The organism is Bacillus sp. MAG717A (assembly GCF_036884855.1).
GTDB classification, from domain to species: domain Bacteria; phylum Bacillota; class Bacilli; order Bacillales; family Bacillaceae; genus Bacillus; species Bacillus safensis.
The window spans coordinates 2,545,212-2,560,554 of the sequence record NZ_CP145733.1 but is presented as its reverse complement, the minus strand read 5'-3'; the positions used below and the strand labels follow the sequence as shown (position 1 = coordinate 2,560,554).

Annotated in this window: 12 protein-coding genes; 1 reads left to right on the top strand and 11 read right to left on the bottom strand. The window is 41.6% G+C overall.

Annotated elements, in window-relative coordinates; translation table 11 throughout:
• Positions 1-6: 6 nt before the first annotated feature.
• The 8 genes from mutM to V6Z54_RS13110 all read right to left on the bottom strand — a co-directional run bounded on the left by mutM (position 7) and on the right by V6Z54_RS13110 (position 10,763).
• Complete coding sequence (mutM, locus tag V6Z54_RS13145; protein WP_075611752.1) at positions 7-840, bottom strand: DNA-formamidopyrimidine glycosylase; 834 nt, start codon at positions 838-840, stop codon at positions 7-9.
• Between the two features lie 26 nt (positions 841-866).
• Complete coding sequence (gene polA / locus V6Z54_RS13140; protein WP_338527405.1) at positions 867-3,506, bottom strand: DNA polymerase I; 2,640 nt, start codon at positions 3,504-3,506, stop codon at positions 867-869.
• A 255-nt stretch (positions 3,507-3,761) separates the two neighbouring features.
• Positions 3,762-5,504 carry an ATP-binding protein gene (locus V6Z54_RS13135; protein ID WP_041086579.1) on the bottom strand — a complete coding sequence of 581 codons (1,743 nt, stop codon included), beginning with the start codon at positions 5,502-5,504 and terminating at the stop codon, positions 3,762-3,764.
• The gene (locus V6Z54_RS13130; RefSeq protein WP_041086581.1) at positions 5,497-6,225 is read right to left on the bottom strand and encodes a response regulator transcription factor; all 729 of its coding nucleotides are present in this window, start codon (positions 6,223-6,225) and stop codon (positions 5,497-5,499) included. Before V6Z54_RS13130 ends, V6Z54_RS13135 begins: the two co-directional genes overlap by 8 nt.
• Before the next feature lie 185 nt (positions 6,226-6,410).
• Complete coding sequence (gene mdh / locus V6Z54_RS13125; RefSeq protein WP_008356047.1) at positions 6,411-7,349, bottom strand: malate dehydrogenase; 939 nt, start codon at positions 7,347-7,349, stop codon at positions 6,411-6,413.
• 34 nt (positions 7,350-7,383) lie between these two features.
• Positions 7,384-8,655: an NADP-dependent isocitrate dehydrogenase gene (gene icd / locus V6Z54_RS13120; RefSeq protein ID WP_024424789.1), complete on the bottom strand. Its 1,272-nt coding sequence runs from the start codon at positions 8,653-8,655 to the stop codon at positions 7,384-7,386.
• 148 nt (positions 8,656-8,803) lie between these two features.
• Positions 8,804-9,922 carry a citrate synthase gene (gene citZ, locus V6Z54_RS13115; RefSeq protein ID WP_024424790.1) on the bottom strand — a complete coding sequence of 373 codons (1,119 nt, stop codon included), beginning with the start codon at positions 9,920-9,922 and terminating at the stop codon, positions 8,804-8,806.
• A gap of 376 nt (positions 9,923-10,298) precedes the next feature.
• Positions 10,299-10,763 (bottom strand): DUF441 domain-containing protein, encoded by a 465-nt coding sequence (locus tag V6Z54_RS13110; RefSeq protein WP_007501699.1) that lies wholly within the window; start codon positions 10,761-10,763, stop codon positions 10,299-10,301.
• A gap of 100 nt (positions 10,764-10,863) precedes the next feature.
• Here V6Z54_RS13110 and ytvI point away from each other — a divergent pair, with 100 nt between their 5' ends.
• Positions 10,864-11,982 carry a sporulation integral membrane protein YtvI gene (gene ytvI, locus V6Z54_RS13105; protein WP_075611754.1) on the top strand — a complete coding sequence of 373 codons (1,119 nt, stop codon included), beginning with the start codon at positions 10,864-10,866 and terminating at the stop codon, positions 11,980-11,982.
• A gap of 24 nt (positions 11,983-12,006) precedes the next feature.
• On the opposite strand, the gene V6Z54_RS13100 is transcribed toward ytvI, so the two are convergent.
• The 3 genes from V6Z54_RS13100 to pfkA all read right to left on the bottom strand — a co-directional run bounded on the left by V6Z54_RS13100 (position 12,007) and on the right by pfkA (position 15,243).
• Positions 12,007-12,396 (bottom strand): FxsA family protein, encoded by a 390-nt coding sequence (locus V6Z54_RS13100; RefSeq protein ID WP_269103186.1) that lies wholly within the window; start codon positions 12,394-12,396, stop codon positions 12,007-12,009.
• 99 nt (positions 12,397-12,495) lie between these two features.
• Positions 12,496-14,256, bottom strand: coding sequence for a pyruvate kinase (gene pyk / locus V6Z54_RS13095; RefSeq protein ID WP_041086588.1), 1,761 nt, complete (start codon positions 14,254-14,256; stop codon positions 12,496-12,498).
• A 27-nt stretch (positions 14,257-14,283) separates the two neighbouring features.
• Positions 14,284-15,243: a 6-phosphofructokinase gene (pfkA, locus tag V6Z54_RS13090; RefSeq protein WP_041086887.1), complete on the bottom strand. Its 960-nt coding sequence runs from the start codon at positions 15,241-15,243 to the stop codon at positions 14,284-14,286.
• Positions 15,244-15,343: the final 100 nt, after the last annotated feature.

The following is a 15,343-nucleotide window of genomic DNA, read 5'->3' as shown; positions in this document are numbered from 1 at the left end:
TGATTTTTATTGAGGACGTTTTTGGCAGGTCACACAAAAATGTGTGCCGCGCCCTCCGACTACTGTTTTCTCAATGATGCTTCCGCATGTTTGACAAGGCTCTCCCCGCCGGTCATACACAAGAAGCTGCAGCTGAAATGTTCCAATATCACCTTGTGAATTGATATATGAGCGAATCGTGCTTCCTCCTGCATCTACCGCTACTTGAAGTGTATCGATAATATGCCTGTGAAGTACTTTACACGATTCAAGGCTGAGCCGATTCGCTTTTGTTTCTGGATGAATGCCTGCTTTAAACAGAACCTCATCTACATAAATATTACCTAATCCCACGACAATCTTTTGATCAAGCAGCGCTGTTTTGACCACGCGGGATGTTTTTTTCAATTGCTCCCATAAATATTCTGGACTGAATTGATCATCAAAAGGCTCATACCCCAGCTGTGAGAGCGGGAGTTCCTTTTCCTCTTCACCCGGCTGAAATAAATGCATCGTGCCAAATTTACGCACATCATGATACCGAAGCTCAGTACCATCTGTAAATGTAAAGACGACGTGTACATGTTTATCGTATGGCTCATGCGCTTCATGTACACGGTATTTCCCTTCCATCCTTAAATGGGAGACCATTACGTAGTGGTCTAAATGAAAGAGCAGGAACTTTCCTCTTCTTTCAATGGTTTGTATCGTTTCTCCTACCATCCTTCTTGCGAACTCTTCCGGCTCCCCAGGACGTTTGATGATATTTGGCCATTTGATATCGACCGTTTCAATCGTTTTTCCTTCGACTAACCGCTTGAGTGTGCGCCGGACGGTTTCAACTTCTGGTAATTCCGGCATGCTCCTCGCTCCTTTTTCTCTCTCTATTATTTTGCGTCGTACCAAGATGGGCCTGAAGCAAAATCAACTTTTAGCGGCACATCTAGCTGAAGTGCATTTTCCATGACTTCAGGGACAATTTTTTCGAGTATGGCAATTTCTTCTTTCGGCGCTTCGAAGATCAATTCATCGTGCACCTGTAATAAAAGATTTGCCTGCAAGTTTTCTTCTTTTAACATACGCGCCATATCAATCATGGCTTTTTTAATAATATCAGCTGCACTGCCTTGGATTGGTGTGTTCATGGCTGTTCTTTCCGCAAAGCTTTTGATATTAAAATTGCGGCTGGTGATATCCGGGATATACCGTCTGCGTTTGAGAAGCGTCGTGACATATCCTTTTTGTTTCGCTTCCTGCACAATCTCTTCCATATAGGTTTTCACGCCTTTAAAGCTTGTTAAATAGCGTTCGATAAAGGCAGCTGCTTCTTTTCTTGTGATCCCAAGATTTTGAGATAATCCATAGTCACTGATTCCATATACAATTCCGAAGTTGACAGCCTTGGCTTGTCTTCTCATAGAGGAAGTCACTTCTTCTTCTGAAACATGGAACACATCCATCGCTGTTTTCGTGTGAATATCCATATCTTGCGTAAACGCTTCGATCAAATTCTCATCCTGAGAAATATGAGCGAGTACACGCAGCTCAATTTGTGAATAGTCAGCAGCAAACATAAGCCAGCCTTCTTTTGATGGAACGAATGCTTGACGAATCTTCCGTCCTTCCTCTAAACGAATTGGGATGTTTTGCAGGTTTGGATCTGTTGAGCTTAGTCTTCCTGTTTGCGTGAGCGCTTGATTAAATCGTGTATGCACTTTATGTGTATCCTTGCGCGTTACCTTCATTAAGCCTTCCACATAGGTCGATTGCAGCTTTCCAATTTGGCGGTAATGCAGAATAGACCGAATGATTTCGTGCTTATCTTCTAGCTTTTCAAGAACATCCGCAGATGTCGAGTAGCCTGTTTTTGTCTTTTTAATAATCGGCAGACCTAATTTTTCAAAAAGAATCACGCCAAGCTGTTTAGGAGAATTGATGTTAAACGTTTCTCCTGCTAAGCGGTGAATGGTTTCTTCATATTCTTTCAGCTTTTTCGCTAACTCTTCACCCATCTTCTCTAGGCGCTCAATATCTACCTTTACGCCAAGTGATTCCATTTCACCTAAGATGAGGGCAAGCGGCAGCTCTAAGTCTTCATACAGTTCATGTTGATCATTTTTTTCTAGTGCTTCAAGTGTTAAGTCATGCAGAGCAGAGATCGCCGCTGCTTTTCGCCCAAGATGTTCCTTCAGTTCATCTTCAGGTGGAATCGCCTGCTTTGCTCCTTTTCCGTACACTTTTTCATCAGAAAATGCGATGTTAAGACCGTATTCCTTCGCCACACTTGCGACGTCCTCATAGGATTTCTGAGGATTGACGACATAGGAAGCGAGCAGAACATCGTTATCGACACCTTTTAGATCGACATCATGCCATCTGAGGGCGACAACTGCTCTTTTTGAATCGAAGACCCATTTCTTCTTCGTTTCATCCTGTACCCATTGTTTAAATGCATCTGATTGAAGTGCATCTTCTTTCGTGATAAAAAACGCACCGTTTTCATTATGGATCGCAAAACCGATCAAATCCGCTTCATGATAATTATCTCCAAGCTGTTCTACCACAAGGGCGGCATGATCTGTCAGCATCTCATCCGTTACATCGGTCATTTTTTTCACTTCTAATGCTTCAACTTCGACCTGTTCACCTGTTTCTGGTGCTTCTCCTAGTCGCTCTAGCAGCGTTTGAAAGCCTAGTTCTTTATAAAGAGAGATCACTTGATCCATATGAGGACCTTCATATGCGAGATCCTTGCTTGATACATCAATTGGCGCTTCTACAAGAATCGTTGCGAGTTGTTTACTCATCACCGCTTGCTCTTTATATTCTTCAAGCTTTTCTTTGAGTTTTTTACCGCTGACTTCGTCAATATGTTCAAGCAGGTTTTCTACCGTTTCAAACTGCTTTAACAATTTTATCGCTGTTTTTTCCCCTACACCCGGCACCCCTGGGATATTATCTGAGGAATCTCCCATCAAGCCTTTCATATCGATGATTTGATCTGGGCGCAGACCATATTTTTCTTCAATATGAGCCGGTGTGTAATATTCTACTTCTGTAATGCCTTTTTTCGTAATCGCCACCGTCGTATGGTCTGTTGAGAGCTGCGTCAAGTCCTTGTCTCCTGAGAAAATTTTGACTTCAAAGCCGTCTTTTTCTGCCTCCACAGCCAATGTACCGATAATATCGTCAGCCTCATATTGAGGAAGCTCGTACCTTTTCACCTGATAGGCATCTAATAGTTCACGGATGAAGGGCATTTGTTCTGATAGCTCTGGCGGCGTTTTTTGTCTTCCGCCTTTATATTCTTTAAATGTCTCGTGGCGGAATGTTGTTTTTCCCGCATCAAATGCGACGAGCATATGGGTTGGCTTCTCGTCCTCGAGCATCTTCATTAAGATCATTGCAAAGCCATAAATGGCATTTGTATGGACGCCTTTATCATTTGATAATAGCGGCAAAGCAAAAAAAGCTCGATAAGCGAGACTGTTTCCATCCACTAGTACTAATTTCTTTTTGTCTGTCATGTTTTAATCCTCCATCGGCTGAGCCATTTCAGCCGTCTCTTTCACACATTGTATCATCATTTTATCAAAGTTTATTTTGAAAAGAAAATAGTCAAACCTGCATAAAAAAAGGGACGAAAACTACAAGAGTTTTCGTCCTTACAAAATTGGCTCCTTGGATGAAGGGGTTCCTATTCATCCTACCAATGATTGTTTAACTCAACATGAATCCATTGTAAAGATCATGTAAATTTTAACGCGACTTTCCTTTTTTCCCTATTTTGATTTCAGGCTCACTGTAAAAGTCGTTCCTTTGCCTTGTTTGCTATGGACTGAAATCGTCCCTTCATGCGCCTCCACAAGGTGTTTGACAATCGCAAGACCAAGTCCTGTTCCGCCTGAATTTCTACTTCTATCTTTATCAATTCGATAAAATCTCTCAAATATTCTTGGAATCTCTCTTTTCTTCATGCCGATTCCTGTATCTGCTACATCAAATTCATAGGCGCCTTTCCGCGGTCTTGCAGAAATGGTGACACTCCCTCCCTCTGGTGTATAGGTAAGGGCATTGTTCACGAGATTGAGGAAGATTTGCTTTAATCTCAGCGGATCTGCCATCACATAGACAGGCTCTTTCGGGATACGCACTTGTAATTGAATGCCTTTTTCTGCGGCTTTTTGTTTTAAAAGAACTTCAATCTCTTGAATGATTTCTGTCGCATTGGCGTCTTGAATGTTCAGTTTGAAATGCTGCTGCTCGATTTTGGAAAGATCGAGTAAATCTTGAATGAGAGTTTCGAGTCGGACACTCTCTTTTAGAATGATGGAAAGGAATTGTGTTAGCGCTTCTTTGTCATCAATCGCTCCATCAAGAAGGGTTTCGGAGAATCCTTTAATCGACGTAATCGGCGTCTTTAATTCGTGAGACACATTGGCGACAAAATCTTTTCGCATCTGCTCGAGCTGCTTTGTTTCTGTCACGTCATGAAACACAAGGACAATTCCTTTCCATTCATCGTCTGTACTTAAAATTGGGACACCATCCACTTGGAAGTAGCGCCGTTCAATGTCAACGGCTAGGCGTAAAAACTTTCGCACTTTCGTTTCTGTCATGAAAATTTCATCAATCAGTTCAATAATTTCTTCATGTGTAAATGCTTCATGATACAACTTGTGCATGTAAATGTGCTTTTGCACCTTAAACTGCTTGCGGAAGGTTCGATTGACTAGGTTAATATAACCCATCTTATCAATCAAAATAATTCCTGCACCGATGTTTTCAATGACTGTTTGCAGACGGTCCCGCTGCATTTCCCCAGTGCTTGTCATTTCTTGAAGGCTTTCTGCCAGACGCTTCATTGATGTATTAAGCTCACTTGTTTCAATGATGAGCTCTTCATAATGGTTGGTATCATAGTTCCCGCGTTCCAGCTGTTTGGCTACCTTTGTGGCATAATCTATCGGTTTTACATATTTCATCGACATGCGGTATCCAAAGAAAACGATGATAATAATTGCCGAGCCAAGACAAACGGCTAAAGCGAGCCAAAGCTGGCCGTCAATTTCATTTAAAGGCTGGAATGACGCATGGAGAAATAAATAGCCTACCGGTTCGTTTTGTTTCAGAATAGGGACTGCGTAATGAAACAGCGCATCCTTCTCATCCTCAATGACGACGCCTTTTGTTTGAAGCCGTTCATTGTTCAGTGTGTTTTGAATGATGCCCCTTTGCTCCGCTTGACCCGTTGTATGTATGATATTCCCCTTCAGATCCACAATTGACGCATTCATATCGAGATGCTGCTTTGCCTGATTGAGGATCTCCTTGTTGTGCTTCGCCTGCAGATCATCACCATCCATGGAAGAAAGAAGAAAGCTCGATTCATTTTCCATTCGTTCCGTTAATTTTGTTTGATAAAAAACATGGAACATGTGATCCAGAAAAAGGCCAAGTGCGACAAACACAATAAAAAGGAGAAAAATAAGTCCCGAAAACAGGCGGGTTCTAATTTTACTCATTTGGCTTTGGCTCCTCCAATTTGTAGCCTAAGCCGCGAATGGTTTTAATGTATGTTGGTTTTTTCGTATTCTTTTCAATTTTGTCCCGCAAGTGGCTGATGTGTACATCTACAATACGAGTGTCACCAGCAAAGTCATAATTCCAAACAGCACTTAGCAGCAGATCACGTGTGAGGACACGTCCTTTATGCTTAGCCAAGTAAAGCAGCAGTTCAAATTCCTTCGGCGTAAGCTCTAGGCGTTCTTCTTGGAAGTAGACTTCATAGTGTTCTGGTAAAATGCGCAGTTCACCAATTTTGATTTGGTCTGCAATGACCTCTTCCTTGTCCTCTTGCGTGGGGACAGGCTGAGATTGCTGCGCTCTTCTTAAGATAGCTTTTACCCTAGCACCCACTTCTCTAGGACTAAATGGCTTTGTCATGTAATCATCGGCTCCAAGTTCAAGACCGAGCACCTTATCAAATTCATCGTCCTTTGCTGTCAGCATTAAAATAGGGAACATCATTTTTTGAATTCTCAGTTGTTTGCACACTTCAATGCCGTCCATCTTCGGAAGCATTAAATCTAATACAATAAGATCAGGCTGTTCACTTGCTGCTTTTTCAAGCGCTTCTTCCCCATCTCTTGCTGTGACGACATCATAGCCCGCCCTTTCAAGGTTATAGCTTAGAAGTGTTACAATCGATTCTTCATCATCCACAACTAATATTTTTTTATTCATGTTGTGCCTCCAATTAGTGATTTCCCCTGCATCCGTTTTTTTGTATCTTATGTGAAAAGCGAGAAGTCATGCTTTCTCTTTCATTTTAACGAAAGCTTAACAAGAGGACAATTTAAAATTTCGACAAGATTTGTTTTGTAAACAAAAAGAAGGCCCCTCATAAGAGAAGCCTTCTTTTTTTCATATTAAGACAATACTTTCATGACGTTCTTAACAGATTCAACAGAACGGTCAAGCTGACTTCTTTCTTCTTCTGTCAGCTCAAGCTCAATGATCTGCTCAAGGCCGTTTCCACCTACGATTGTTGGTACACCAAGGTAAATGCCTTCGTAGCCATATTCACCTTCAAGGTAAGCAATCGTTGGGATCACGCGGCGCTGATCTTTTAGAATCGCCTCAACCATTTCTACAAGTGAAGCAGCAGGTGCATAATAGGCACTTCCGTTACCTAATAGGTTCACGATTTCGCCGCCGCCTTTTCTTGTTCTTTCAACAATCGCATCAATTCGATCTTTTGGAATCAATGTTTCAAGCGGGATACCGCCTGCATAAGAGTAACGAACAAGCGGAACCATGTCATCGCCATGTCCACCAAGGACAAAGCCCGTCACATCTTTGACAGATAGGTTTAATTCTTGAGCAACAAACGTACGGAAGCGTGCTGTATCAAGAATACCCGATTGTCCAATGACTTTTTCTTTTGGTAATCCTGATTCTTTATAAACTGCATATGTCATTGCATCAACAGGGTTTGTTAACACAACAATAATTGCTTCTGGAGAATATTTAACGATTTCGCGTGTCACGCTGCGCATGATTTTTTCATTTGTTGACACGAGATCGTCACGGCTCATTCCCGGCTTTCTTGCAATTCCTGCCGTAATGACGACGACATCAGAACCGGCTGTATCTTCGTAGTTAGAAGTGCCTGTAATGTTCGCATCGAAGCCTTGAACAGGGCTTGCTTCCAGCATATCAAGAGCTTTCCCTTTTGTTGGGTTCTCAAGCTGCGGTATATCAACTAAGACGACATCCGCTAATTCTTTTTGAGCTGTTAAAAATGCTGTAGTTGCTCCAGTAAAACCTGCTCCGATGACAGATACTTTTTTACGCTTGTTTGCCATTTCCTTTTTCCCCTTTAACTTTAAAGTTTAAGAATCAAGACAAGTTTTTGATGAGCTCGTCAGCAAACTCAGAACATTTTACTTCTGTTGCGCCATCCATTAATCTAGCAAAATCGTAAGTGACGACTTTAGATGCAATTGTTTTTTCAACAGATTGAATCACTAGATCAGCTGCTTCCTGCCAGCCAAGGTGCTCAAGTAACAGCACGCCTGATAGAAGAACAGAAGATGGATTCACTTTATCAAGACCAGCATACTTTGGTGCTGTTCCGTGAGTCGCTTCAAAAATAGCGTGTCCTGTTTCGTAGTTGATGTTCGCTCCTGGTGCGATACCAATTCCACCAACTTGTGCTGCAAGTGCATCAGAGATGTAATCTCCATTTAAGTTCATTGTAGCCACAACATCGAACTCAGCTGGACGAGTTAGGATTTGTTGAAGGAAAATATCTGCAATGCTGTCTTTGACAATGATTTTGCCAGCAGCTTCTGCTTCACTTTGCGCTTTGTTTGCCGCATCTTTTCCATCTTGTTCTACAATACGATCATATTGTGCCCATGTAAAGACTTTGTCGCCAAACTCTTTTTCAGCCACTTCGTAGCCCCAGTTTTTGAAGGCACCTTCTGTAAATTTCATGATGTTTCCTTTGTGAACAAGCGTCACAGATTTACGGCCTTGGTCAATTGCATATTGGATAGCCGCTCTGACAAGACGGGATGTTCCCTCTTCAGAAACTGGCTTGATTCCGATACCAGACGTTTCTGGGAAACGGATTTTGTTCACACCTAATTCGTTTTTCAAGAAGTCAATTAACTTCTTCACTTCGTCTGAACCTTTTGCATACTCGATACCAGCATAGATATCTTCTGTGTTCTCACGGAAGATCACCATATCTGTGTCTTCTGGACGTTTCACAGGAGAAGGTACACCTTTGAACCAGCGAACAGGACGTAAGCATGTGAATAAATCAAGCTCTTGTCTAAGTGCCACGTTTAATGAACGGATTCCTCCGCCAATTGGTGTTGTTAGTGGTCCTTTAATCGCAATTAAGTATTCACGAATATCTTCAAGCGTTTGCTCAGGAAGCCACTCTCCAGTTTTATTGTAAGCTTTCTCACCTGCATATACTTCTTTCCAAGTGATTTGCTTTTCACCTTTATATGCTTTTTCTACAGCTGCTTCAAGTACTCTTGATGCTGCTTTCCAAATGTCAGGACCGATTCCGTCCCCTTCGATAAACGGGATGATTGGATTATTTGGTACATTCAATACGCCGCCAGTAACTGTAATTTTTTCGCCTTGTGACAATGATATTACCTCCCAGGTTATGTAGTGAATATTTGAAACTTCTTGGCTTGATGTCTGCAAGCAAAAAAGTTTTTCACGTGATTCGTTTTTCTGTTGATATGGAGGCTGATTGGCCTTTTGAAATCAGCCCCCGCTTATTCTATAAACATTAGTCTCTTTCACTGATCGGAACAAAGGTTTGAAGATCAGGTCCAATGTAATCAGCTCTTGGACGGATGAGTCGGTTGTTGTCATATTGCTCTAGAATATGAGCAATCCATCCAGAGAATCGGCTGATCACGAAAATTGGTGTAAACAAGTCATGATCAATGCCAAGACTGTGATATACAGATGCAGAATAAAAATCAACATTTGGTGGAAGATTTTTCTCTGATGTCACGATTTCCTCTGCGCGAACAGACATTTCATACCATTTCGGCTCGCCAGTGAGGTTTGTTAAACGCTGGCTCATTTCTTTTAGATGCTTTGCACGCGGGTCACCTTGACGGTATACGCGGTGGCCAAAGCCCATAATTTTTTCTTTCTTCTCTAGCTTACCATGAATATAGGAATCTACGTTTTCAACTTCACCAATTTCTGAAAGCATCTTCATCACGCCTTCATTAGCGCCGCCATGAAGCGGTCCTTTCAGCGCACCGATAGCCGCTGTCACACCAGAGTAGATATCTGATAGTGTAGCAACACATACACGTGCTGTAAATGTCGATGCGTTTAATTCATGATCCGCATGTAGAATAAGCGCCTTATCAATGGCTTCAATTTCTACTGGTGACGGCTCTTCGCCATTTAGCATATACAAGAAGTTTGCAGCATAGCTGTATTCTTCTTTTGGCTGTACAGGCTCAAGTCCTTTGCGAATGCGTGAAAACGCAGCGACTAGTCCAGAAATTTTCGCCTGTAAGCGAATTGCCTTTCTGTAATTCGCTTCTTTGTCCATAATCTCTGATTCGTCATCGAGTAAACCTAGTAAGGATACTGCTGTACGAATCGCAGACATTGGATGAACCCCATCGAGCGAATAAGATTTAAAATGCTCAATGATTTCTTGCGGAATCTGAGCATTTTCATTGAGCTGCTGTTTTAATTCACTCAGCTCCTGCTCATTCGGCAGCTTTAAGTGCCATAACAGGTAGACAATTTCTTCGAATGTAGCTTTTTCAGTTAAATCATCGATATTGTACCCTACATAAGTAAGAGTATCATCAATAATTGAGCTTACGGATGAAGTTGTTGCCACGATACCTTCAAGACCTCTTGTTGCTGTCATGTTCAATCTCCCCTTTTTAAAAAGATTCCCCTTCGTTGCAGAATTCTCACTTTTTGAAAGCGCTATCCAATCCGAATAAGATGGCAGGTTCTGAAAAGAAAATGCTTACATTTACCTATACGGTTAGAGCGCTTTTAGCCTCATATCTCTTGTGTGATCAATGAGTTCAAAATTAAGCCTATTCCCATTATAAACAATAATCAGACATTTGTTAAATGTTTAACTATAATTTTTTTTGATATTTTTTTTTCCAGTCTCCCATATCAGGCATGGAATAAAGGGAATTTGCTTCTTTTAATATATTTAATTATGTTTTTTTGCAAAAGCTCACGCAAGAAAAAATTAAAAAAAGAAAGTGGCAAGAACCACTCTCTTTTCACCCGCTGAAAAATTTCACAGCCTGCATCGCCAAATAAGCAATTCCTGCCCCGATGAGCGGTCCAACAGCCACACCTTTAAATAAGCTGACTGCCAAAATGGTACCGAACACAAGCGCTGCCGTAATATGCGGATCATTTTCGAGTAGCACAATCCCGTTTTTTGCAATTAATGCTACTAATATACCCGCTCCAAGAGCTATCCAAGCATAGGAGGATTTCATCGCTTCTCCAAGCTGCTTAAATCCAATATCACCTGTTGCAATCGGGACCAGCACAGCAATGGTAATGACGGTCACTCCCCAATTAATACCTTTAGATTGGAGAACCGGGAAAATTTTTTGATCCAGGCCAATCAGCTTAATCGCGATCAGTACAGAGACCGCTAAAATTAACGAATTGTTTTTTGCAATAAGTGCAATAACGAGTAAAAGTACCAAAAATAAATTTGCTTGAGTAAACATACGCCGCTCCTTTCTTTCTTTTTATTGCGACCTTTTCATATTACTAATCTTTTTGAATAAAATGAAGTATCGGACATGCTTGTTTTTTGGAGGGGATTGTGTGAATCACGCCTATGTGGCCATTTTTCTGCGAAGTTTGATGATGATCAGCATTGCTGTTTTTGCTGTTGTCTTTTTATATCAGTCTTTTCCGTTTTTATATCCTTTTTGGATCGCCCTTATTGTGTCTTGTTTGATTCACCCTGCCGTATGCAAAATTGAAGAGATTACCGGGATGCCAAGAGGACTAGTTGTGGTCATTGTACTTTTGCTCTTTTTAGTCGCAGCCGCCGGCTTCATGACGCTTTTAGTTGCTGAAATCATTTCAGGAAGTGCTTATTTGGCAAAGGTACTGCCTGGCCATCTTGATCAATTGATTGGTATTGTAGAGCAATTTTTTACAGATAAAATTCTGCCTTTATATCATGATGTCACAGCCCAATTTAATACGCTTCAAGCAGGTCAAAAGGAATCCATTTTGGGACAAATTCAAGCACTCGGTGATGAAGCTGCCGCAAAAATCGGGACCTTTCTTTCAAAAACACTTGAGCTTATTCCGGCTTTTTTAGGTCTTTTGCCTGATGCAGCAGCCACTCTCTTATTTTCTGCTCTGGCAACTTTTTTTATCACGAAAGATTGGTTTACATTAAAAACATATGGCTCACGTATCTTTCCCGCAAAATGGATGCAGCATACACGCGCCATTTTATCTGAAATCAAAAAAGCCATTACCGGCTTTATGAAAGCCCAGCTTTTGCTTGTGGCCATGACGATTGGTATTGTATTGATTGGACTCATCATTTTAAAAGTCGAGCATGCCCTTGTGATTGCTTTATGTATTGGGTTTGTCGATTTACTTCCATATATCGGGAGCGGCACTGTTTTTCTACCGTGGATCATTTATTCTGCTATGACAGGAAATCTATCACTCGCCATCGGACTGGGTATTTTGTATATTGTTGTCCTCATTCAAAGACAAATATCAGAGCCAAAAGTCTTAAGCAAATCCATTGGACTTAATCCTTTAGCAACGCTTGTGGCGCTATTTGTCGGGTTAAAATGGTTTGGTTTTCTTGGACTTGTGATTGGCCCTGCTTCCCTTGTCGTGTGGCAGGCATTCCGTAATGCAGGAGTTTTCAGAGATATTTTTGAGTACATTCGGTATGGCATGCAAAAATAAAAGAGACCTAGGCTGAAGGTCTCTTTAGCGAATGATTGTATAGCGGTTGCGATTAGACAAGTTTCTAAGCCATCGTTCAAAAAGCGGCTTCATTCCCTTTCTCGTCACCGGAATGAGCAGCAAAGCCCCAATGAGATCCGATAAGAAGCCTGGAATGAGCAGCAGCAGACCGCCAATCAGAATACAAAAACCATCGACAATCGCTCCCCCTGGCATCTTGCCATATTGTAAATCTCGCTGTACCTTTTGGAAGGCTTCTATTCCTTGTTTTCTTGCGAAATAAGCACCTAATGCACTTGTCAGCACGATGAGCAGCATCGTTGGCAAAATGCCAATGATTTTACTTGAGATTAAAAATAAGCTAATTTCCACCGCAGGGAACAGAATTAATAATAGTAGAAAATATTTCTTCAACCATATCACCTCATGGGGTATCTTTCATCGAAAGTTGTTTACTTTTTTTAGTGTAACATAAAAAAAGAGAGGAGTCAGACAACTCCCCTCTTGGATGATTTAAAGGACGCTTGCACGGCCTTTGTAGATTGCTCCGCGTGCTGGATCTACTGTAATCTCTTCGCCTTCTTTTAATAGTGTTGTTGCGCTGTCAAGACCAACAATCACTGGAATGCCAAGGCTTAATCCAACAACAGCTGCATGGCTTGTTAAACCGCCTTCTTCTGTGATAAGGGCAGATGCTTTTTCTAAAGCTCCCATCATATCACGATCTGTGCAGTTTGCGACTAGGATCGCACCATCGTACATTTTTTCTTCTGCTTCTTTTCCGCTTTGTGCAATGACAACCGGTCCAAATGCAGATTTACGGCCAATACCTTGACCTTTCGCAATGATGTCACCGACAACATATACTTTCATTAAGTTCGTCGTACCTGTTTCACCAACTGGCACACCTGCTGTAATCACGATTAAATCACCATGTCTTACATAGCCTGTTTCAATAGACTTTTCTACTGCATTCTCAAGCATTTCATCAGTAGACGTCGTTTTTGATCCGCTCTTTGCAAATACACCGAATACGAGTGAAAGCTTTCTTGCCACTGATTCGTTTGCTGTAACTGCTACGATTGGTGCTTTTGGTCTATATTTTGAAATCATTCTTGCTGTATGTCCGCTTTCCGTAGGCGTCACAATTGCTGCCACATCAAGCTTCATTGCTGTATGTGCAACAGATTGACCGATCGCATCTGTAATGCTGACTTCTACTTCTTCGCTTCTGCGAGAAAGAATTGCTTTATAGTTAAGTGCTTCTTCTGAACGCGATGCAATGTTATGCATCGTTTGTACAGCTTCTACTGGATATGTTCCTGCTGCTGTTTCACCAGAAAGCATAATCGCATCTGTACCGTCAAAAATAGCATTTGCCACGTCACTTGCTTCCGCGCGGGTTGGACGAGGGTTACGCTGCATGCTATCCAGCATTTGAGTCGCTGTGATGACAGGCTTGCCTAAACGATTGCATTTTTTGATCAGCATTTTTTGAACAAGCGGTACTTCCTCTGCCGGGATCTCTACACCAAGATCTCCACGAGCAACCATTAAACCGTCAGATACCTCAAGGATCTCGTCGATGTTATCAACACCCTCTTGGTTTTCAATCTTAGGAATGATTTGAATATCAGTCGCATTGTTCTTTTCAAGAAGCTCACGAATTTCAAGAACATCAGAAGCTCGTCTAACAAAAGAAGCTGCGATGAAATCGACGCCTTGTTCAATTCCAAACAGAATATCATTGGCATCCTTTTCTGTAATACCTGGAAGGTTCACACTGACGCCAGGTATGTTGACGCCTTTTTTGTTTTTGAGCGTGCCTGTATTCATGACTTTAGTGACGATTTCTTTGCGGTCCATGTTAATTTCTTTTACTTCTAAACCAATCAGACCATCATCTAATAGAATCGTTGAGCCCACTTCTACATCATGAATTAAATCTTCGTACGTCACACTAATTTTTTCCGTATTTCCAACAATGTCTTCCATACTCACGATAAGATCAGCACCAGCGACTAGCTCAATTGAGCCGTTTTCAACTGTACGTGTACGGATCTCTGGACCTTTTGTATCTAGAAGGATCGCAATGTCCTTGCCTAATGTTTTACCTGCTTTACGTATGTTTTCAATGCGTGCACCATGCTCTTCAAAATCTCCGTGGGAGAAGTTTAGTCTGGCTACATTCATTCCTGCTTCAATCAATTCAGTCAGCTTTTCAATGCTTTCACTTGCTGGACCGATTGTACAAACGATTTTTGTCTTTCTCATTACTGTTCCTCCTAAGGTCTTCTCGTTTTATATAGAGAGCTCTTGTGAAAGTCGGTACATATTTTTATCGACTGTATGTTTTTTATCTAAGATTTCTAAAATATCGTGATGGACAAGTTCATTGCTTTGAATGCCTACACAGCGTCCGCCTTTTCCTTCAAGGAGAAGCTCGACTGCGTATGCTCCTAAACGGCTTGCCAGTACACGGTCAAAGGCACTAGGAGAACCTCCGCGCTGAATATGTCCTAAGACAGATACACGTGTTTCAAGGCTTGTCTCCTCTTCAATCCGCTTACCAAATTCAACACCGCTGCCTACGCCTTCTGCAACGATAATAATACTATGCTTCTTGCCGCGCTCGTGACCTCTTCTTAACCTAGCAATAATTTCGTCCATGTCATAGTCTGCTTCAGGAATCAAAATAGATTCGGCTCCGCCCGCAAGACCTGACCAAAGGGCAATATCACCAGCATGTCTTCCCATTACTTCCACTACGTATGTACGTTCATGAGATGTGGCTGTATCACGAATTTTATCAATGGCATCAATGACAGTATTCAGTGCTGTATCAAAGCCGATAGTGAAATCAGTACCTGGAATATCGTTGTCAATCGTGCCAGGGACACCTACACATGGAAAACCGAGCTCTGTTAATTTCTTCGCTCCCATAAATGACCCGTCTCCACCAATGACTACAAGCCCTTCAATACCGAATTTTTTTAAGTTTTCAATTCCCTTTTCACGACCTTCAACTGTCTTGAATTCAGGACATCTTGCCGTGTAAAGTTTTGTTCCTCCACGATGAATGATATCGCCAACTGAACCTATTTCGAGTTTCTCAATTTTACCGTTAATTAGACCTGAGTATCCATTATAAATACCGTAAACTTCAACATTATGGTAAATTGCTTTCCTTACAACTGCGCGCACAGCTGCATTCATTCCTGGGGAATCCCCACCGCTTGTTAAAACTCCTATACGCTTCATCTTTTTCACCTCAGAGACCATATATGAATTAAACATACCATTTCCACTGCTTGAAAACAATCATGAGCAAATTTGGATGTTTTCAATACGAATTTCTAAA